This window comes from Mycoplasma sp. 1890, assembly GCF_053851615.1.
This window is the reverse complement of the sequence record NZ_JBSQAZ010000001.1, coordinates 55,998-80,519: the sequence shown is the minus strand read 5'-3', so window position 1 is coordinate 80,519 and position 24,522 is coordinate 55,998. Positions and strand designations below refer to the sequence as shown.

At 27.0% G+C, this 24,522-nt stretch carries 10 protein-coding genes; all 10 read left to right on the top strand.

The window, feature by feature from the left end; genetic code table 4:
- Positions 1–88: 88 nt before the first annotated feature.
- The gene (locus ACWXVO_RS00290) at positions 89–1,414 is read left to right on the top strand and encodes an MnuA family membrane nuclease (RefSeq protein ID WP_456001744.1); all 1,326 of its coding nucleotides are present in this window, start codon (positions 89–91) and stop codon (positions 1,412–1,414) included.
- Between the two features lie 112 nt (positions 1,415–1,526).
- Positions 1,527–3,182 carry a ribonuclease J gene (locus tag ACWXVO_RS00285; RefSeq protein WP_438340519.1) on the top strand — a complete coding sequence of 552 codons (1,656 nt, stop codon included), beginning with the start codon at positions 1,527–1,529 and terminating at the stop codon, positions 3,180–3,182.
- A gap of 278 nt (positions 3,183–3,460) precedes the next feature.
- The gene (locus tag ACWXVO_RS00280; RefSeq protein WP_456001741.1) at positions 3,461–4,405 is read left to right on the top strand and encodes a hypothetical protein; all 945 of its coding nucleotides are present in this window, start codon (positions 3,461–3,463) and stop codon (positions 4,403–4,405) included.
- A 14-nt stretch (positions 4,406–4,419) separates the two neighbouring features.
- Positions 4,420–6,300, top strand: coding sequence for a hypothetical protein (locus tag ACWXVO_RS00275; RefSeq protein WP_456001738.1), 1,881 nt, complete (start codon positions 4,420–4,422; stop codon positions 6,298–6,300).
- Between the two features lie 29 nt (positions 6,301–6,329).
- Complete coding sequence (locus ACWXVO_RS00270) at positions 6,330–6,995, top strand: LemA family protein (RefSeq protein ID WP_444704914.1); 666 nt, start codon at positions 6,330–6,332, stop codon at positions 6,993–6,995.
- A 626-nt stretch (positions 6,996–7,621) separates the two neighbouring features.
- Positions 7,622–9,589, top strand: coding sequence for a DNA topoisomerase (ATP-hydrolyzing) subunit B (gene gyrB / locus ACWXVO_RS00265; RefSeq protein WP_438340523.1), 1,968 nt, complete (start codon positions 7,622–7,624; stop codon positions 9,587–9,589).
- Positions 9,590–9,598: 9 nt separating this feature from the next.
- The gene (locus tag ACWXVO_RS00260; protein WP_456001735.1) at positions 9,599–10,354 is read left to right on the top strand and encodes a phosphotransferase family protein; all 756 of its coding nucleotides are present in this window, start codon (positions 9,599–9,601) and stop codon (positions 10,352–10,354) included.
- Between the two features lie 9 nt (positions 10,355–10,363).
- Positions 10,364–11,836, top strand: coding sequence for a hypothetical protein (locus ACWXVO_RS00255; protein WP_456001732.1), 1,473 nt, complete (start codon positions 10,364–10,366; stop codon positions 11,834–11,836).
- A gap of 20 nt (positions 11,837–11,856) precedes the next feature.
- Positions 11,857–12,687, top strand: a complete 831-nt coding sequence (locus ACWXVO_RS00250; RefSeq protein WP_455994040.1) for a hypothetical protein — start codon at positions 11,857–11,859, stop codon at positions 12,685–12,687.
- 280 nt (positions 12,688–12,967) lie between these two features.
- A complete protein-coding gene (locus tag ACWXVO_RS00245; protein WP_456001729.1) occupies positions 12,968–23,524 on the top strand; it encodes a hypothetical protein in 10,557 nt (3,518 codons plus the stop codon).
- Positions 23,525–24,522 lie beyond the last annotated feature (998 nt).

Sequence of the window (24,522 nt, the reverse complement as noted above, 5' to 3'; positions counted from 1 at the left end):
ATAGTAAATATTGCAAATTTAAAAGAGGGCAAACCTAAACTATATATCTCCTAGATGATATTTTTTATAAAGTAGTAAAATTTATATTATGAAAAATAAAAGCAAAAAGATGAAAATATTATTATCACTATGTGCATCACCACTTGTGTTGTTGCCATTGATTGCTGCAAGTTGCGGTAATAAAAATAATAATGATGTTGATCATAGCAAAAAGCCAGAAGAAAAGGAAAGCCAAGAAAAAGATAATGGGAATAATGACCAGGACTTAAAACAAAATCCTGAAAAAGAAAAAAAAGAAGAAGGAAATAAGGATACAAAGGATCCTGGCCAAGGTAAGGGCAACGATAGTAAAGAACAAAATAATGGATCAAGTGATTCTTCATCTACTCCACTACCAAAGAATCCTGGTGAAACTGAGCATAATAAAGATGATGAAAAGAAGGACAAAGAACCTTTGCAACCTGATCCAAGTGGCGACAATAAAGTTAAATATGGGCATTGAAATATTTTAAATTTCACAGGTGATTTAACAAAACAAGAAAAGAAAACCAAAAGAATTGCTTATCTAGCAAAACAAGAAAATTTTGATGTTTTGGGCCTAACTGAGGTTGATAATGCTGATGGTGTTAAAAATATTGTTGATGAAATGAATAAATTATCAAGTTCAAATATGTATGCATACATAGCTTCAGAAAAATTGAAAGGCGATAAATTTGGGCCTAAAGTTGCAGAGCATGTAGCAGTTATATATAACACAAAAGAAATGGAACCAGAAGCATTCTCAAATGGCGAAATTGGCTATAGTTATACACAAGAATTTACTATTAGTTCTAGCAGTGAAAAGGCTCAATATGCAAGACCTCCCTATGGTATAAAATTTAAATATAAATTAAAACCAGATGTTAAACTAACTTTTGTATTCGATCATTTTGACGCTCCAGGAGCTTCTAAGTCAAATAGAGCAATCGGTGAAAAAACAAATAAAGGGGTTGGAACATTCGAATATAGAGAGGGCCAACAACTAGTTAATGTATTAGATTATTTTGATTCAATAGATGGACCTCAAAGCAATATTTTCTTTGGTGGAGACACTAATATAAAACTCGGAAAACAATCATTTGTTTTTAGTACACTTAAAGGAAAATATAAGTCTGTGTTTGGTGACACTGAAAAATTCAGCACATCACTTGGTACAACCAAAAGATTCTCAGAACCATATGATAAACTTTTTTATAAAACCGATTATAAACTTGAAGAATCTGGCATCTTTGATATTTATAAAACAAAAGAGGATAGCAAACTTGTTGAAGAATTAACAAAATTGGGAATTGAAATTGGTCAAGATGAAAAAATTCGAAACGGTTCTGTGCTTTCGGATCATACTTATGTGTGGGCTGAGTTCCTAATTAAATAAAGCGTAGACCGCTTTATTTTTTTTAATTTCTTATAGAAATAAAAAAAGTTGCTAAAATTATTTTAATTAAATTCTTATAAGATTTCAATGAATAATTTTGATATGGGGGAATATGAACAAAATAAATTTTTTTGCACTAGGTGGATTGGATGAAAATGGTAAAAACTCTTATGTTTTGGAGATTAATGAAAAACTTTTTATTATTAATTCAGGAACTAAGGTGCCAATAAATTCGCATAACGGGATTGATACTTTAATTTGCAATTATGATTACCTTGTGAAGAGAGAGAAAGATATTGTTGGAGTGTTTATAACCGACGTTAAAAATGAATCATTTTCTGCTATTCCTTGATTATTAATGAGAATTCCCAACCTAAAAATTTATACAAGTCCATTTAATCGTATTGTTATTATGGATAGAATTTCAAAATATAATATCAATAATCATAGTTATGATGTAAAAACAATTAGCATGCCTATTGAATTTAATGATGTAGTTGTTACTCCTTTTGATCTAGCTGGTGGATTGATTGGACAAATAGGTTTTAACTTCGAATATAAGGATGGAAATATTCTCTTTATGGCAAATTTTGTTGATGGAGACTTGGGTCCTTATGGAAAAACTGATGTTCCTAAAATTAGACAAATTATCAATAATGGAAAGAAATTGCAGTTATTAATCTTAGATTCCGGGCATTCGAATTACCCTGGAAGAAGTATAGATAAACTTTGAATTTCAAAAAAAATTGAATATAAATTCAAGGAAACCCCTAATAATAAGAGAATAATAGTTGGTTTGTATGATGAAGATATGATAACAGCACACGAAGTTTTAGTTCTAGCCAAAAGATATAATCGTCCTGTTGTTACATATGGAAGAAATTATTCGCAATTTATTAATTTAGTATCAAAAATTAACCCAGATCTTCAATTACCAGAATTCATTGATTATCGTGTTGCTAATGAAACAAAGAATGCAGTAATTCTTGTTACTGGTGCTATTGAAAGGCTATATTTAAGATTCATTAGAATCGCATCAAATAATGACGTTTATTTAAAACTTAGATCTGATGATGCAGTAATAATAATTGCGCCTCCTGTAAATGGCCTTGAAGTTAATTACGCATTGACATTAGATGAAATAGCCAGAAACACACCAAATTTAATTGAATTAAGCTCAGATCAATATTATTCATGTAATCCTGCTAAAGAAGATATATATAATATAATCAAAACATTAAAACCAAAATATTTTATTCCTATACAAGGACTTTATCGTTATTTAGTGGTTGCATCTCATGTAGCGCGTGATGCAGGAATGAATTTTGGCAATTGTATAATTTTGCAAAATGGTAAAGTGGCAGAATTTTTAAACAATGAGCTTATATCCCAAAAACATTCTATTAAATCTGTTGGGGATACAATTATCGACGGTTTTGGCGTTGGCGATATTTCTCAGGAAGTAATTAATGAACGCGAAAATCTTTCGAGAGACGGAGTTATTGCAATAAGCACTTTAGTTGATTATAAAACCAAACAACCAATTGGTCAACTTCATATTTCTTCTTATGGGATAATCACTAAAGACAATAAAGAAACTATTACCTTAATTGTTAATGACATGGTTTCTAAAGAATTTAAGGATAAAAAGGCTAATGATATTGATTTAAAAGAAATACAGGAAAAATTACGGAAAAGTATAAAAAGAAAAATATTTAAGGTGCTATCAAAAGAACCAATGATTGTTATAACTTTATATGAAATTTAGAGGATAATATGGCATCAGAAGCAAATATTGAAAATGATACAAAACAAGAGCAAATTCCTAAAAAAATAAAAAGAAAAAAGACATATTTTTGATCCAAAGACAAACCTTTTATTTGGACTATGATATGTTTTATAGTTGTGTTTTTTACTGTTGTATCTTTTTTAAATGTTAAGGGCTTGACGACAATACATACATACACTTTTGGAATGTTTTTTGGTTTATTTTCTCCTATTTTTTTTCTATATTTGTTTTTTTTAGCAATTAAGAATATCTTTAAAATGAAAAACACATATTCTGTTGGTGTTTTCCATTTTAGCTTATGGCGGCTTTTGTTTATTTTTATTGCGCTAATTTTATTGGGCACATCAATTTACTATGCTAAATTGAAGCCGGCACCATATAATTCTAAAAATGCTTTTTTAGCAATATTTGATAAATGGTATTCTGATTTTAAGAATGAACAAAATTTATGATTGCCAAATAAATGAAATGCAGGTTTGATTAATTCATTTATATATGTGGCGATGGCTTTTCCTGGTAATAAGATTGGAATCGTTTTATCGTTTATCATTCCTATCATTATTTTGGTAATTAGCTTATGTTTCTTTTTTATTAGTGATTTAAAATTGAAGAAAATATCACTAAGAAATAAAAAGCTAAAAAGAGATATGGAAGTAAATAATCTTAATGTTAACTTAGATAAGAAAGATATTTTTTCCGAAGATAATGCCACCAGGGAGACAATACTGATTGATGATACATCAATAGTACAAAGTCAAGAAGTATACATTCTTGATGATAGTGCCTTAAGTGATTCGAGAGAGGTAACTGCTGATAGTATATGTATAATTCCAGATGAACCTGATTTTAGCACGCAGGAATTTGAAGCATCAATGTATGATGATCAAAATCGAGAAAATATTACTAATGGCTTAATTGATGAGCAAAACATTAGTACTCTAAATTCTGGTGATTTGGATATTAATCCGGCGGGCCTAAAAAAAATTGATGAGCAACAAAAAATATTGATTGATAAACAAGAAGAATCTGTTGTTTTAAAAAATGAGGAAGTTAATAAAAAAGAAAATATTTTTGATCAGGATGATCTAGGCATTGAAAAAAAGAAAGATTTTAAAATTAATAGTGCTTTTAATAATAAGAAGCAATATGAAAAGCCAAAACAAAACTTTACTTTGATAAAAGATAAAGAAGATCTATTTTAAGGAATAATTAAGATATGAATGCAAGTACTTTGGAACAAAACAAATTCAAGAAAATAGACTGAAATAAAATTTTTTCCAACCAGATTAATACTTTATACGAACCATTAGCATTTAATATTAAGCCAGCTCTTGATAAAATTTTTGAGGAAGAAGTCTATAAGAATAATGAAAACGAAATTAAAATTGTTGATGAAAATATTAATAAAATAAAAGAACTAGAGCAAGAAATTATCAAGAACAAGAAGGAAAACAAAATTAATTCTAGGAAATTTGTTAATGGTTTGATAATTTTTCTTTTCTTTTTAATAATAGGTTTATTTTTTATCCGTATCTTTAATAATAATAAAAAAACTATTAAAGATTTCAAAGAATTTAAAAGTAAAAAGCTATCTATTATTCAAACAAAAATAAATGAAAATAATAGTATACTAGCAACAATTTTTAATAAGTATTCAATGTTGGAATGAAAAAATAAAGTTTTAGCACTAATGGATATTAAAAAAATATATGGAATTTGTGAAAAGGAATTTAGTCCTATTTTTAATAGAGATGACTTTTACGGTTTTAGTGCGATAGAAAAATATAAAGTTAGAAATTCTTATTTTTATGATGTTTTATATAACATTGAAGAATGAAGAGATGTTGTAACACGAGGCGTTGGATATATTACTGTTAGGACTAAGGATTCGTGAGTAGAAGAAGCTGTTTATGCCTATCATACAGAGCCTACACCATTTATAGTGGCCATGCATGCCTTAAATATTCCAACAAATTATCGCTCTGATCTAAGCTTTATTGAAACTCGAGAATATTTAAACGAGAAAGAATATAATAAGCTTTTTAGAAAAGGAGAATTTTTACTCGAAAGACCGGAATTTTATAAAAATTACAATTTTAATTATGATAATCAAATTGGTTTTATAGACTATTTTAAGGTTAAAACGCAAGAAAATTTTATTAACTATGCGCAATATTTTGGTTATCCAGGACCACTATTTAGTAAGCATAAAAATAATATATTGCTTTCAAGAGTTTATAATGAGGAAAAAATCGGTTATTCCTCATTGCATAATTGGATGGGATTTTTATTTGATTTAAATAATTTGATTACTATTGGCGACATATATTCAAGAATGCTTTTAATCATTGCAAATAATTTAATACCTGTATTTAAGGCAATGACTAAGGCATACTTAAATCCAAATATTGCATCAGAAAAATATGAAAAACGGGGTGAGAGATATTTATCCGATTATGTTTATGAAGATGCTAGTGTTAGTGAGGATAAAACAAACTTTTTTAATTATTTTGATGTAATTAATAAAGCAATTACTGGAAATAAGTTTTCAATGAAAACAAAAGATAATGCTCGTGAATTATATGTTAAATATGTAGAACAAGTTATTGATAGAGAATATAAGAAAGATACTGGAATAAAGCGCTCAAATGCCCTTATTTTAAAGATTAGTATTGATTCATATTGAAAAGAGCAACTTATTGATGAAGTATATAAAAGTGGGATTATTATTAAGGTGCCATTTGAAAGGTTTCATTTATTTACAGAAGAAAAATTTATTATTTGAATTCCTTCTGTTTCCTTAAATGAAGATAATGATTTTGTATCATATGGTGATTTGTTTCGAGAAAATTCAATTTCAAATTCATTTATGGATGCAGCGAAATATAAAGATAAATATTTAGCCTTTAATAAGAGCTTGCATAATAATAGAAGTGATGAACTAGATGATTGCCTTTTGTTTGTTAACAGAATAAAAAAATCGCTTATTGCTAATAAAGATTATAAAATATCAATTGATAGTAACGGTGCATATATTTATATAAACGAAAAAATTAGTGAAGATGAGATAAATAAAATTTTTGCTATGTTTAGATAGTATAATTATTTAATCATAAAGGAGGCAATATGCTATTTGATTCAAGAACACCTCAATCAAATGAAGGGTTTAAGCCTAATGTTGATAATTCAATCAAAATTCCACAACCAACTAAAGGCGAAAGAACGTTATTTATAATTTTATGTATTATAACAATCGGAATAATACTATTAGTTGCCATTCGCAAAAGAAATGAACTGCTTGAAAGAATGAATAGAATTCAAGAGGCATCTTCTCTTATTCAAGCGGCTGAAAAGAAAAGAAGAGCAACATTGATTAAACAACTTGATGTTGTTAAAGGATATGCCGAATATGAACAATCAACTCAGAAAGAAATAATTAAACTACGTTCACAACTAGTTGACATAGAGGGAGAAAAAGACGTTGCAAAAGTATCAGATACGTTAAATTCAGTTCAAAGAGCAATTAATATTCAAATTGAACAATATCCAAATCTAAAAGCTGATAGATCATATCTTCAATTTCAAACCGAAATTGCTATTCAAGAAGATGAAATTTATGCAACTATTAGAAACTATAATGCTCAAGCAAGAAGTTTTAATGCCGAGATTTATAAATTTTGAACAAACATTGTTGCTAATAAGAACAATATTTATAACCAACCACTATTTCAAGCCAGTGAAGTAGAAAGACAAGATGTTGATACTAGCAGTTTAACAGGCGCGTTTAAATAATAAAAATATCAAAACAAATCAAACACGGTCAAAAAATCCAGGCACACTTGTGCCCGGATTTTTTAAAATTAAATTTAATCATGTGCGATAGTCAAATATAAAAGAACAGATTAGATCTTTTTAAACAAATAAGGGATTGCGCCCATGGCATTTTAAAGCGGTATTTAAAAGAAGCTAGCAGCTTTAAAATATAAAAAAATATGTAAAAAATATATATTTTAGCAAAAGGTAATTTAATATAAAAAGTGGCAAAGTCCTAAAAAAGGAACTGGTTTCGATAAGGCCAAGAACTAAAAAATAATAACAATTTACGAAAAGTAGGGGAATAAAAGGATTTAAATTTTTCACTTGTTGATTATGTAAAGATAGAGATATGTTAAATATTGTAGTTATTGATGTTTTTGTATATTAGAATACTAAAAAATATATTAATAAAGTTGTGTTTATTTGTATTTTATTCCTTAAAATGAAAAGAAAAATATCACTTGTTAGGCAGAACAACATATTAATTAGAAAATTTTACATTTATTAATATTAACCATGCTTACATAAAACCATTTTTTCATGACTTTTTGATATAATTTATTTATTATAATTGCAAAGCAATTATATTGTAAGGAGAAAAAATGCCTGAGGAAAAAAAATATGTTGCTAGTGATATTCAAGTTCTTGAAGGGTTAGATCCTGTACGTGTTAGACCAGGAATGTATATTGGCTCAACCGGCTATCGAGGAATTCATCATCTTATTTGAGAAATTTTAGATAACTCGGTTGATGAGGCAATGGCTGGTTATGCTACTGAGATAAGCGTTACCTTGCATAAGGATAATTTTATTGAGATTGAGGATAATGGACGTGGCATGCCTGTCGACATCCATCCTTCAACACAAAAATCTGCTGTTGAAACAATCTTAACAGTTTTGCATGCTGGCGGAAAGTTTGACTCAAGCAACTATAAAGTTAGTGGTGGATTACACGGTGTTGGAGCCTCTGTGGTTAATGCCTTAAGTGATTCTTTTGAAGTTTGAGTAAAAAGAGCAGGTAAATTACATTATCAAAAATATGAAAATGGCGGAAAACCCATTGATGATTTAAGAGTTATTGGTGAAGTGCCTATCGGTGAAACTGGCACAAGAATTAAATTCCATCCTGATTATACAGTTATGGATAAAATAGATTTTGATTTTAGTACTATTAGCGATCATATTAAGCAGGTGGCTTATTTGAATAAGAGCCTTATGTTTAACCTAATTGATTTAACAAAAGATACTAAAAAAACTTTTTGTTTTGATGGGGGTATTGTTGACTACGTCAAAGAACTTAATAAAGGTAAAAAGACTATAAACCCAGAAGTTATTTATGCCTTAGGCACATTTAGTGATGTTGACAAACCAACTGAGGAGCAGATTGCTAATAACAAACCGCCAAAGCAAGTTGAAATTTTAGTAGAGGTTGCTTTTCAATATAATGAAGCCTATCAATCAACAGTTATTTCATATGCTAATAATATTCAAACTACTGAGGGCGGGACACATGAAAATGGGTTCTATGATTCTATAGTAAGAATCTTTAATAAATATGCTGAGGAAAATAGATTGTTTAAGGGAAATGAAAAAATAAGCAAAGAGGATTCTAAAGAAGGACTTATTGCAGTTATTTCTATTAAGCATAGTGATCCTGTTTTTGATGGTCAAACAAAATCAAAATTTGGCTCAGCAAATGCGCGTTATGCAACGAACAAAGTCGTTTCAGAGTCTTTAGAAAGATATTTAGCTGAAAATCCTAATATTGCTAAAAATATTATTAACAAATGTTTGCAATCGCAACGTGCTAGATTAGCTGCTAATGCTGCCAAGGAAGCTTCAAGAAAAAAAGATGGGTTGGAATTTAGCGGTCTTCCTGGGAAACTTGCCGACTGTTCATCTAAGAATGCGGAAATAAGAGAATTATTTATTGTCGAAGGGAATTCTGCTGGTGGCTCAGCGAAAGGCGGAAGGGATAGATCTATTCAAGCTATACTGCCTTTAAGAGGGAAGGTAATAAATGCTGAAAAAAATGATAAGGTTAAATTTTTATCAAATCAAGAAATTCAGACCATTATTCATGCTTTAGGTACTGGTATTGGACATGATTTTAATATTAATAAACTAAAATATCACAAAATTATTATTATGACTGACGCTGACGTTGATGGTGCTCATATTTCAACATTGCTTTTAACCTTCTTTTATCGTTATTTAAAACCGCTGATTGAATATGGTTTTGTATATATAGCCTTACCTCCGCTATATAAAATAGTTGCAGGAAAGAGAGTTGAATACGCCTACAACGATGCTCAAAAAGAAGAAATATTAAGTAAATTTGATGATAGAAAAGCTATCTCTATACAACGCTATAAAGGGCTTGGAGAAATGGACGCTGAACAGTTGTGAGAAACCACTATGAATCCTGATGCTAGAAAAATGCTTCAGGTACAAATTAATGATGTAGCTGTTTGCGACCGCGTATTTACAACACTAATGGGTGAAGAAGTTGAACCAAGACATGACTTTATTGAAGAAAATGCTAAATATGTATCTAATATTGATTTTTAAGGAATAAGAATGCAGTTAGTTAAAAATCAAGGATATACCAACACCACATATTTTGATGAAGAAAATAAACAATTCATTAAAATAAAAAAGTTTGATTCTTTCAACCATAAGACACCTAATAGCATTTTAAATTGTTTTAGTTTCGTTCCTAAAACAATATCCGAAGATGAAACCATGGTTATTAATGAATGAATTCCAGGAGATATCCTAAATCCAAATACATTAACAAATGAACAATTAAAAGAGATAGGTAATAAATTGATTACTCTTCATAATTCGAAATTAAAGTTTTATAAGGAAAATCAAATAGCTAGAAGGTTTAAGGTTTATCGCGAAACAATATCTAAGTTAGGTCGTAAAATTCCAATTTTAGACAAACATTACAAAAAAATTAACTTATTTTTAAAAAATATTGATAATTCAGCTCCTGTTCATAATGATTTATGATTATTTAACTTTATCGACAATGAAAAAGGGATATTTATAACAGATTGAGAGTATGCAACAATGGGCGATGTACATTTTGATTTAGCATATTTTATTGAATCATCAAATCTTAGTAAGGAACAGGAAAAAATATTTTTGGATGCTTATGGAGATGATTTTGAACATAAATATTTACTTGCTCATAAAATTATAGTTAATGCATTAATTGTTTTATGAATAAATAAACATGCAATAAAACCATTTGATGACAAACTTTATCTAGATAGGGTTGATAAGTTAATAGTTGAATATGATAAAGAATATAAGGCAAATTTATAAAGAAGATCTATGTATTTAGAAGAAAAAAACAATCATATTATTGATAATTCGCATTTGTTTGAAATTGAAAGAATGTTTGAAATGATTAGAACTACTTTTGATGAAGAAGTTGCAAAGAGAATTTCTCATGTCAGTTTTTATCGTCATGAATTAAATAAGACATATTTTATTGCTAAGTATAATAATCTTTGAGTACAAATAAGAATACCTAAACATAAATTTGATGCTGAATGTGAGAATGAATTTATTGTTATTAAACATTTTAAGGATTATATTTTTGCTAAAGACGGAATATATATAAAAAAATGATTTCCGGGCGAAGATTTATTTCATATAAAATTTAAAAAGGTCACTATTTATTCAATATTTAATTGTGTAAAGAGTTTTCATGAGTGTAATATTGAGGTGCAAAAATTTAATTGAAATAAGTTTATTATTCAAGACAAAAAATATCATGAATTGCTTCATAAGTACAAAAATGAAGAACAAGTTTTGAGCCATAACAATATCCAAAAACATAATATTATAGTTAACAAGTATAACTTTGTTAAGTTGGTGGATATGGATAGCGTATCTCTTAACTCCCCATATTTTGATTTTGTACTACTGCACATTAACATTGGAATTGATAAAAAAATGATTATTGACTATTTTAATTTAGACAAGGATGTTTTTGATGATTACATATATTTGGTTAATACATACCGCGAGGCAGAATATAAGAGTGATTATCGTTATTTAACAATTAATAAGGATATAATTCCTGAGTCCCTAAATGTATATAAAACTAGAACCTCAATAATTAACAACAAATTTATTGTGCATAAGCACCACAATCAATTTGATAACCGTCTTAAAATTAAGACAATTGAAGATTTTTATTTTGTTCCAACTTTTATTTATGAAGATGAGAATAAAATTATTTGAAGATGGCTAACTAGAAAGGATAAATTTCAATTAACTCATAGAACTATTAAGATATTGGCTAAAATTATGAGAACCTATCATGATTCAAATGTTCAATTCCCTAACTACATATTGTATGAAAAAATAAAGTGATATTTGGATAATGTAAATAAAAAAGATTTAGTTATTGAAATTGGTAGTAATGATCTCATCTCTCAAATTGTAAATTGAATAAAAGAAATTGAGATTGATGCAAATTGTCATAATAATCTTAATTTTGAAAATATTTTATGAGATGATAACCAAGGTATTTATGTGATTGACTGATCAATTGCTTATCGCAGTTCTAGATATTTAGATATTGCATTTATGTTTGAAAATTTAAAAGTTAATAAAAATATTGAGGAACAATTTTGACGATCATATAATAAACATAAACCACTAGATTTTTATAGATATCGTATTATGGCATTATTTGTTCATTATTTGCAAAATAAGGTTTTAAATAATGATGATAAATTAGTTAGAAATATAGCTAATAGAATTAAAGAAATTTTAATTGAAGATAAGAGCTAAAACATATATAGGAGTAGTTAATGAGAAAGAATAACAAAAAAATCGAGTCTAAAGGTGATATGAATAATTCTTTATCGGCAAAACCTAAAAAGAATATTAAAAAACTATTGACAACTATTTTTATGTATTCTGGAATAATTGCATCAATTGGTGTAATTTCTGGTGTTTCGATATTTTATTCAACAAATCAGTCGAGAAGTGTAAATTACTTATATGATAGCGAACGTGATGTTAAATTCGAAAAGAGCAAAAAATCTGAAAACAACACAATTTCAACATTTGTGCTTGAAAAGGAAATACCAGCAAGCGAATTGTTTGATTTGGACAAGAAAGTTGAAATATCGAATCAAAATGGAGAATATGGAGTTCATCTTTTGACAAACTACTCGTTTTATAAGACTGGCTATAATTTAGATAGTTATTTTGATAATAAGAAATTTGTGTTTGCTTTAGATAAAAATTCCGATAAGGAAATTTCAGTGGTGAAGCTGCAAGACGAGTTTAAAAAATTTAAAGATAAAAATAAATATGACATTGATTTTAAATATTTTATTCAACAATTAACTAGTTTAAAGCTAGCTGTTTCATATTATTTTACTATGAACAATAAAACATTTTTTATTGAAAATAAGAAGAATGTTACTGGTTTTGAAATAAAGACATTATTTTCTAAAATACACGAATACTTTAGAAATGTTGTGGCAAAAAAAGAAATTAAGAATGAAGACTTTATTTTCAAAATAAAGGTTATCAATAAAAACGGAATAATAGATAAGGTGAAATTTTTAGTGAAATTTTCATTTGAAACAATAGAATCTAAAAACGATTCGAAGCAAGAAAAAAAGAATTAAAAAGCAAGGTAAATATATCAAAACAATCTTAGCATGTAAACAAAAACCTCTTAATTAAGGTGGTTTTTTGTTTATCATTTCTAAAATTTTATTTTTTCATATATGAAAATATAGTGCTTATTTTTTTGATGTCTATGCTATATAAATAATAAAATGTTCATAAAAAGAATAAAAACCAAAAAATATGTTTTTTGTTGTTTTTGTTGATTTTTATCATAAAAAAGTTTTTATCTAAGCAATATATATATATATAATACTTAGTATATTATAGAGGTGATATATGGCTAAAAATTTGAATAAAAAAAGACGTAATGTATTATATGCAATGGCTGGATCGGCAACATTAATGACTGCTGGGACGTGAACATATATTCTTTTGGATTCGCATTTAAAAAATCAATTGGATTTAAAACAAAACTATTTTTACTTAAAGGACATATTAAAAAAACAATCCGATTCTTTATATAATGATAGCTCTCTTAAAATTGAAGTGCAAGCATTTCTAAAAAATGCTTATTTCAATAAGTATACAAAACAAAATCAAGAAAAGATTGCTTTACTGATTAATAAGGTAATAGCAGAAAACAAAAAGGATATAGAAGAAATAAAAAATCTTGCTGATAAGATAGTTTCAAAATCTCTTAAAAATATTGAAAAAAATAAAGCAGATGAAATTAATTCATTAGAACAAAAAATCTACACAAAGAAAGAAGTTGTGGACTTTATAAAATATGAAAATGAAATTATTTTGTTAATTAAGAAGGTTGTTCTAATCGATAAAAATAAAGCTAAAGAATTTTATATAGAACTAGATAAAGTAGCAAATAATGAAGATTTAGCTAGACTAAAATCTAATATTTTGTTATATCTTGCTAAACGTGGTGAACGGGGAACGTTTGAAAAAATTAAGGAAGATTTAATTGAAGAAATAACAAAAAATTCTAATTTTAGTAGTGAAGAAAAGGCAGACTTAATTAATAAAATCAAGGATACAAAATCATTAAATTACATCGAACTTATTAAACAAAAAATAGCCACACTGGATACTCTTTCAGCCTTGTCTTACGGATTGGAAAGAAATAATTTGGTTAAAAAAGCAAAGGATTCAACGACAATTGAACAGCTTAACGATATCAATAACAAGATTGAAAAAATATTGAATGATAAAAAGAAAAAACTTTTGGACCTTGTATCAAAATTGATTGTCACAAGAACGAAAAACTATTTTTATAACAAGCAAAATAAGGCAATAAATCAAAATGAAATTGAAGCCTTAATTAAGACCGTAGAAAATGAAATATTTTTTGAAAAAGTGTTTAATACATTTGACAGAGCAAAGAAAATTAATAAAAATGAAGCTCAATTTTTGTTATCAAGAGTATCCGATCAATATATAAAAAAAATGTATGGAGCCTTGTTAAAAAGTGATAATTTTGATCTTAAACAAATAACGGATATTAAAGATAAATTCTTTCAGGCTTTAGAGTTTGAAAATAAAGCTGATTTTATCGCAATAATTAATAGTTCCTTGATACAGAAAATTAATGATAGTTCAATTTTATCTCCTATGATCGAAGAATTAGTTAATAAGGTAAACAATTTAGATAATAAAAATTTAGATGAAGTTATGGTTGAAGTAAACGATACAATAGCTCTTTCTATTTTGCAAGCAGAAGCTAAGGATTTGATTAAAAGACTAAATATTTCAAATTTCAAGACTGCTATAGAACAAAAATTAAATACCGAAATTCATAATCCTTCACAAATTTTTGATGTTATTAATCAAATAAATACTTATATTAAGGATTTTAAGGATCATGTTCAACATAAGGCCGATAAAATAGAAAATTCAACAACAAGGGATAAATTTAATGATGAATTAATTAAAGCAGAAACAGAGAATGAAATCAAAAAGATAGAAAAAGATATTGATGCATTATTAGCAAATACAGAAGATTTGAGAAAAGTTGCTTCAGAAATAGTTATGCGTCTTGCACAAAGTGACAAAAAGTCTAATTTCGAATCCATAATTGCTAATAAATCAAGCACTGAAAATGACCTGCGTAACATTATAACCGAGGCCCAATCTATATTAGAAAAGGCAAAGAATGAAGCATTAATGAGCGTTTCAAAATCATATAATTCTTCACAATATCATGTTTTTAAAGAGAAAATTAATGCTGAAAATACTACGCAGGATGAGTATAAAAATATCGAAATTGAAGCATTGAAATTATTTAATGATATGAAAAAGCATCTAATAAATGAACTTGGCTCATTAAGTTTTAGTATGCAATTAAGCGATTCGATAAATGATGAAATAAATGAAGCCACGAATATTTATCAGCTAAATGTTATACTAGAAAAAATCAAAGCATATTTGATTAACAATAAAATTAAAGATGTTGGCCAACGCGAAAAACAAAATGATTTAGTCAAGAAAATTAATAAATCCTTAGATATCGCATTGGATGAAATAAAGAAAATTATTGTTGACTCAGAGCTTATTATTGCTTTGGAAGCAGGGGACGAGATTGAAATTATTAAATCTGAGATTAATAGGCTTCCTTATCCTTCTGGTAAAGATGCTCCTGCAATAAAAGAAATGATTAATGAGATAAATAATATTGAAAATGATTCTACATTAGGTCAAAATCAAAAATTAGAAAAAATTAAAAATATAGCTTCAATAATTAATAGTTTAGCTGATAAAATAAATCGCTATAAGGATGATATTAAAAAAGTAAATCCGCAAAAACAGACACGTTTAAACAATAAACTTGATAACTCTAATTTTTTACCTCCAAATAATAATGAATTTGATGAACTTAAGAGAATAATTCAAGATGCTAAAAATGAGGATAAAAATGAGGCAATTGCTGAAATAGAAAAACTTAATTTATTGACATCTGATCAATCTAAAGAGTTTAAAGAAAAAATAAATGATAGTACTTTTAAAACATATGATGAAATTCAAAAAGTAGTGGCAAACGCTAAGTTGCAAAATCAAAAAAATAAATTAATTAACGAGGTCAAGAAATTTGAATATCCGCATAAGGATAAAGCCCCGGCAGTTCTTGAAATAATTTCTCAAATTGAAGCCTTACAAGATTTGCAACAAGTAACCAATTACCAATCCATAATCGAAAAAATAAAAAGAAATATTGCTATTGTTAATACAAAACTATCTAATTTGCTAGTAATTTCTAATGAAATAAAAGAAAAATTTGATGAAGCAAATACAGATGAAGAATTTGATAATTTAAATACTTTGGTTCAAAATGTACTTGATAACCAATCAAATAAATTAGCGCTTGATAATAAGGTAGAATCTCTCCCATATCCAAAAAGCGATGGCGTTTTTAACATTGGAAGCAATGATGCCCCAGCTATTTCCAAGATTAAAAGTTATTATACTGATTCGAATGGTGTTGGAATTTCTGAAAAAATTACTGAAATAGATAACAAAATCATTAATATAACAATTAACATTGAATCAAGTAAACAAGCTATTAATAAAATATCAAAAAAGAATCAATTAGAACTTTGAAACAAATTAAGAGATTCTTACACCGATCAAGAATTTAATGAATTAATTAAAAAGATTGCTAACGCACATGCTAGCGATGTGGTCGAGGCGAAGGCAGAAATAACTAAGTTAACCAATTTAAGCCAAGAATTAGTTAGTGCATTTAATGCTAGAATAGAGGCTAATGACGACTATGAAAATATAAAAAAGATAGTCAATGAGGCAAGGTTAAAAGATAAAAAAGAAGAAATTAAGAAACTAATTTCAATGAGCGACTATGTTAATGATAGTGATTTAGATGTATCGATTAAAAATAATTTTAATACAACAAAAGCTCAATTCGATAATGTTATTGATCAAATAGTTATTGATGATAATTCTTATAATCAAATTAAGGAGCAAACTAAAAATTTTGTTGCCGAACTTCATAAGGCTAGAGACTCAATTGATTCTTTAAGCTTGCAAGATGTTATTGATGTAAATAATGTTAAATTTGAACTTAAAAAGTTAATTACCACAATAATTAATAAAAGTGATCTTGAAAAAGTTGAGGTCGAGATTGCTAAATATAAGTTAAAAAAACAAATTTTAGAACTTGATTATTATAAGGATACTCCTCAGCCAGCCCCTGCAACTATCATATTGAATTCGAAGATTGATTTAGCTAAAAATAGTAATGAAATTGAAGTACTAGAAAACCTGATTAAATCAATTCCAGAAAAAATTAAAAGAGCAAAGGAAGCAATTGAGAGTTTAGATAAAAGTCCATTAAAAAATAATATAGCACAAAGAAAACAAGCTTTAAAGGAGGAATTAAATAGATCTGTTGATAAAAATAACTTTGATCTTTTGTTGAAAAACATTAATGCAGCAAAAAATGAAAATGAGTCTCAATATCGACAATCTCGGAAACAAAATTTAATTGAAAAAGCTAAAGGATTAGAATACCCATCAGTTAAATCAGAACAATCTGAAGCAATTACTTCAATTATTAAAAAGATTGAAGTTGATTTTAGTACTATGTCTAATGATACAAATTTATTAAATAATAAATGAGCACGAGAACTGGAAGAAATTGAGAAAAATATTTTTAATTCTAAAGGAATTTTGGGAAAAATAAATCCTAAGCATTTAGATAATTTAAATATAGAATTCAATAAGGCTGATGAATCAAATAAATTTGAAATATTTAACAAAAAAATTAATCAAGCATTACAAGAAGATAAACAAGAAATAATACAAAAAATTAAAGATTTATCTAATCTTGATAAGACAACAAAATCTTCTGAATTAATCAAAAAATTAGATAACAAATCATACAATGAAATGGTTGCGGTTTTGAATGAAGCCTACATAATTGATCTTATTGCTAAGATTGACAAATTACCTTATCCTTTAAGTAACGCCAAAGCTAAAATTATTTTAAAATCACAACTAAACAATATAACAAATGAAAATAGTTATTACTTAAAACTAAAGGAACTTAGCGAACTAGAAGTAGCTATTAATAACGCTAAAAATAGAATAAATTCTCTTTCTTATCCAATAGAACCTAGTTTGGCTAAGAAGAAATTAAATGATAAATTAGATGAGTCAATTAATAAAGACCAAATAAATAAATTAGCTAATAACGATTTAAAAATCAAGATAGAAAAATATAAGGAATTAATTGAAGGCATTAAGTATCCTATTTCAGTTGAAAATCAGGCAAAATTACTTGATGAATTGAGTTCTCTAACCAATGAGCAAGAAGAAGAAGTTTTAAAACTAAATATATATAATGCAAAACGTGAAACCGCCTATAAATTAATTGATGGACTAACCGATTTAGATAATCTAGTTAAAGAAACTAAAAAGCAAGAAATAACCCAAAAAATATCTGGAAATAGTTTGGATTTACAACAAGAGTTAACTGATATTAATGCAAAAATATTTGAAGCTCAAAAACAAAATTCCAAGCAAAAGATTCAAAAAATACCGTATCCTATTAATGATGTGACTTCACAGAATTCAAGAAATTTATTTAATACAAAAATTGATTCTGTTCAGAGCGAAGAGGGCTTGTATCCTATTAATAATATTTTAGATTTATTAAAAAATGAAATAACCACAATAAATAATGAGGTTTCACTGATTGTAGATGCCTTTCGGAAAGATAAAATAAATAAGTTAATTAACGGTGTTACTGACATAAAAAATCTTGAGAACATTAGATTAGAATTACTTAGGGCCAAAGCAGCTGATGTCATTGATAATTTAGTTGATTTATCTACCAAACAAAAAGAAGACTATAAAAGTGAAATAGATAAAAAAACTAATGATATTGACATTAATTTAGTAGTTGAATCTGCAAAGTTACAAAATAAAAAAGAAGAAACATTTAAGTTAATTGATCGGGTTTCTTATCCTAAGAAAAATAATGATTTTGTTGCTAAGTCAATTAAGAAAATTAAGGATGAAGTTCAAGCTTTAAATAACAATAGTGAAGTTACAATAAAGAAGCAAGAGATACAAACATTTGATACTAAGCTCAAAGAATTGATAGAATTAGCAAAAACTATTGAATATAGCGAAAGCAATTCGCATGCACTAGTTAAAATTTTGGAAGGTTTTGATTCTGCAACCTCAGTTGCTGAATTAGAACAAATTCTTCCTAAAAGTTGACCTCAGCATATTAAAACACTCAAGAAATTGGCTGAGAAGTACTTTGGTATTAATTCTTATTTTGTAACTAATAAATTAGGTCATACATATCCTCAAAAGAGCGCAAGTGATAGCGGAGGTTTGAGTTTGCAAGAATTTTGTCAACTATTAATAACCGAATTTAAAAAACAAGCAAAGATTAAAATTGATAGTTTATTAGTAGCTGATGAAGGTAAAAAACAACAATTGCATAAGCAAATTAATGATATCTTAGTTGATGGTATAATTTTTGCTATAGATCAAGATATTTTTGAAAAACCGCATCAAATTATTAATAAAGCTATTGCTGATGATGCGATTGAATTTATTCAAAATCTTGCTTATCCACAAGATAGTAATTCCGCCCAATCAAAAGCAACAATTAAAACTCAATTAGTTGATTCGTTTAAGATAAATCAAGTTATTTTGGTCAATGAAGAAGTCACAATTTTGCATGATAAATTAAGGAAATATAAAGAGCAGGTTGATGACTTAAATAGCCTGATAAATTTGATAACAGATATTACTAAAAAAATGTTCTACAATGATTTGTTTTCAAGAGCAGATAACTTAGAAAAACTAAAGGAACTTAAAAATAAGATCAAGCGGTATGTTGAGCTACAAAGAGATATTTTATCCATTATTGATCTCGAAAAAAATGAATTTGACATTAGTTATGGTGGCAAGGCGGAAGATGTTTTAGATGTAAATCAAAACATAGTAGGTTTAAGAGAAAAATTATTAAACTATATCTTTAGCGCTAATAATCAATCTGAAATAATGCAGTTAAAATCTATTGTTAGTGAAGTAAAGGCCGCATATGATAAGTTAAAAATGTTATTTGTAAAAAGAGATACATTAATGATGTCAGTATTTTTAAAGCAAATCAAAGAGGCTATTGGCGTGGGTTCAATTGAGACCATAATGAATAATGCATCTGAAGTTAAAAAGAAAATGGATGTATTTTGAAAAAAGACATCCCCTTATATCGGTTTTTATATTTTTGATCATAGAGACAAACTTTTAGAAAACGCTGCCAAGCCCGATAATGAAAGAATAATTGACGGCACAAAATTCAAAACATTTGATGAATTCATTAAACATATAAGAACTCAAACTAATCCAAATGAATTGCAGAGCATAATTGAACAGGTGGTTCCTTTATATCATGGTGTTATTGATTATTTATTGATTGCCAAAGATAATCTAACTCAGGCTGCTCATAAGTATTATAGGGATGAAATTCTTAAAGCAACTACGAAGCAACAAATTGAGCTCCAAGTTAATGATGCTAAAATATTTAATCAAAAAGTACTTGAATCAAGAAATAAACTAGCCCAAATTGGAAAGGTTGGGAATAGAGCTAAATTAATGATGGAAATTGAAAATGCAAATAATGCAAGCAATATTCAAAATGTGTTGAATAAGATAGAACGATTTAGAAATCAATTTAGCAATGCTGCTTTAAAACTTAACGAATATAAGTCACTAAATGAAAAAGAAGAAATTAAGCTTAGAGATTTTGAAACGAGATTAGATAAATTGCAAGAAGCAGATACTTCGTCGCAACTGGCAAATGAAATTGAAGTTGAAATTGCAAGAGCAAAAGCAATTGCACAAGTAAAGCAATTGATTTTTCTAAATATCAATCAACAAAATAAATATATAATCCTACTTAGACAAGAAGAAATAAATTATTTAAATTATCATGGTGAAATAACTAGGTTAACAAATGAAGCTAAGCAATTTAATGAAAAAGTGAAAACTGCCAAAGACATTCTTTCTTTATTTGCTAAGGATAGTAACAAAACGACATTTAATAAAACAATTTCAAATGCTTTGGATATCCAAACAATGCAAAACATAATAGTTCGAATTAATGATTTTAAAATTAAGTATAACGAATCTAAAGAGTTGGTTGAAGCCTATAAAAATCTTAATAACAAAGATGCTACAAGGTTTGATCAATATAATAAAAAACTTGACGCTATCCAAGATGGTGATGAAGCTAACTCTTTGATAAATGAAATTAAATCTGAATTTAAGAGTAAATTAAAATTAATTATTAATAATATTCCTTATCCAAATAAGAATAGTAGTGAGGCGCAACATTCAATTAATGTATTAAGTGTAGGTGTTGATAATTTAAATACAATTGATCAATTTATAAATAAAGCAATTGAATTAACCGAACTTAATGATGAGATTAACAAAAAGGCTCCGCAAGTTGATTTACTACAATATAGTGAAAATAATGCATTTGCAAAACAAGCAATCAAAACTGAATTAAATAAAGCAACAACTATACTCCAAGTAAAGACTGCTTTTCCAGATGATTGAAGTCAAAAAGTTGCTTATTATAAGCAAGTGTTAGAAAAATATTTTGAAGCACAAAATAAAACGAATCTTGCAGCAAGATTTAATAGAACCCACCCTAAATCTTCTGACCATACGGTTAGTGAATTGGAAAAACAATTATTGCTAACAATGAAAGTATTAGCTAAAAATCATATCAACACTTTCAAACATTTAGGTGATTCCAAAAAAGTGTTTATAGCAAGAATCGATGCTATAAATGGCTTTCCAGACGAAAATAGGATGCAACAAGTTGCTTTAATTTATATTGAAGCAGTTAAGGCGAATTACAATAATTTCATTGATAAATTAGCTTTACCTAATGATAACCATAATCAAGCAAACTCCTTGAATTCAAAGAATAACTTAAAGAATATTTTGGTTAATAGTTTTACAAAAATAAGTACTAAAATTAATAATCATCAAGAAGTGCAAGCATTGGAAAGCGAACTAAATAATCTCAATGAATTGGTTAATAATATTAAGACTAAAATTCAAAATATTGATGTAGCAACCAAAACATCCGTTTGAAATGAAGAATTTTCAAAAGCTGATACATCAGAAAAATTAAGATTATTACTTGCTAAAATAAATAAATTTGACCAGGTTTTAGAAAAGATTAATAGAATTACGGATTTACAATCATCTGATGTTGGAAGCGGTAATGAATTAGTTCATAGTCAACAAGTAAATGAAGAATTGTCTAAGCTTCGTGAATCTTATAAGGATAAGTTGGGTATAACAAAAGAAAATGATATTGATAAATTAAATCAATTTGTAGAAAAGGCAAATGAAGTGGTTAGATTGCTAAAAGATTCATTTAAAACCGATTTATTAGTAGAAAAAGCTTATATTAAAAAGATTGCATCTGCAGGCGATGCAGCACAGCTAGAAGAAATTAGAAATGATCTTCGAGAGTACAAAAGAGAGTTGACGAGATTTTGAAGTAGTTCTGAGAATCTTGAAAAATATATAAGAGACAACAAGGGCTTACTAAGCAAAAATGTTCTTAATGGAATTAAACGATATGAAGAGTTAGTTAATGATGCAAGAACATTTAATAGTGCAGCGGAGTTAAAGAAATTTAACGATTATACAATTCCTTTATATCATGGATATATTGATTATTTAATAATTGATAAAAGCGGAATACCTAAATCAGTATTAAATATCTTTAACCAAAGAGTTCAATTAGCTCCTGATAAAAATACAATTGAAAATGTTATTATTCCTGAGCTAAGATCATATCAAAGAAAACTAAGTGATTTAAAAACAATGATTAATAAACTAAAAAGTAATGATTCAAAATCAAAATATAACGGTATGTTAGATGATGCTGATTCCTTAACTAAATTAGAAAATATTATATCAAATGCTAGAAAAGAATTAATTGTACAAAGGGTTGAAACTAGATTAAAACAGTTAAAAACAAGCAATTCTGATCCAGAAAAAAATAAGAAGCAAATTCTTAATGCTCCTGAAGAACAATATATAAAGGAATTTAAACAAAAGATTGAAAGAGCTTCTAACGTACAACAAGAAGAACAAATTGAACGTGAATTTATTTTTAGCAGATACTATGAATCAAAGCGTCTTTACAGTGTGCTCAATTCACTTGAGTTCATAGGCGAAATTCTTATTAGCAAAGCAAAAAAATCTTTAAATCCTAAATATATTAATTTAATTAATAAATTTAAAGAAAAGGATTTTATTAAAGGATTTAAAAATAACGGCGAAACAAAGTATCAAAATAATTATACATATACAGAATCAAATAGTTCGGATAGAACACTAGCGCAATTTGCACATATGTGAGTTCAAATTAGCAACGATCAAACTGGATATTTTAATCAGCAGGACACTAAAGATATATTCAGCGCCGCTACGCAATGAAAACCAAATTTATATAATGACAGTTATGTTCAAAATCATAAATGAAATCAATTTCCGCTAGACAATTACTATAATTTAATTGATCAGGCAATTAGTTTAGCTAAAAAAGATAAAAAACTTACGAGTATAGAGGATTTATATGCAACTGTAGATACCATTGCAGGATTTGGCTTTGCAAAATTTAAGGAAAATCCAAGTAAAGATGGAATTTTTTCCGTTGCTGCTTTATTAGATAATGCAAGAACTCATCAAGAAGTTAAAGGAAATGAGTACCTTGTAGCTGCTTTTGTAGGTGGAGCAACAACATACGATTATTTCCGTAGGCAAAATAAAAATAGTAATTTATTGACGCATTACGATTTAGGTTGGAAAATATAAAAAAATGATTTATGCTTTTTTTAAAAAAGAATAAGAATAATTCAAAATATTAATAAGTTTGTAAGTTATTTTAGTAGTGCAAGCAAATTCAAAAACTAAAAAATCAAGAAGTTTTTAGCCTTATCATTGATTTATCTTTGTAGATAATCAATATATTAGTGGGGGTTAATGATAAATATTGAGCAAAATAAAGAATTTGTTATTGCTCAAAATAATTTTAAAAAATGCCATAAACAATTGTTTTAATGAAAAAAATATTATATTTGGATTGTGATTATCTATTTTATTGATCGGGATGCATTTATTGCAAGACGGATGTGCATAATGAAACGCTTTTATGCTACCTTTATTTATATTACCACTTTTTGCAATTGCCTGGATTCTTATATTTGTGATAGAACATTACTATTGGTATAAAAAGAAATATTGATATAAAAAAATGCTAGTGCAAAAAATATAGAAGAAAATAATGATGTGTAGTATGAATGTGGATTTTTAAAATAAGACATTATAATTTTTGCTGCTTTAAATAGTTTTTTAGCAAAAATGTTTTTTGCAATAACTTTGATATTAATTTTTTATAAAAAATAAACCTATATTGATGTATACAGTTTAAAAATCTAGACAAATTAATGTCTAGATTTTTGTTATTAAAAGGAATTAATTATGAAAAAAATCGAATTTTTTTAAAAATCCAAAATAATTTTACACAAGAGAAAAATTATAAAAATGTCAAAAACAAGAATTAAATTTTAAAAAAGTTTAAAAGAATAGTTTTAAGGTTTAAAAATTTTATTTTTTATATTTTCGCTATTTTTTTTTTTTTTTTCAAAAAGCATAAAAAATAATTTAAAATTTTCGCGTATCTATCGGTAAAAACTAGATAGAAAAATCCATTAGTAAATAAAAGAATAAATTTGTAGATTCGTTTAAAAAATAAGCGTTATTTTATTTTCGAATATCAAATATTAATATAAATTGCTAATAAAAATGAAAAG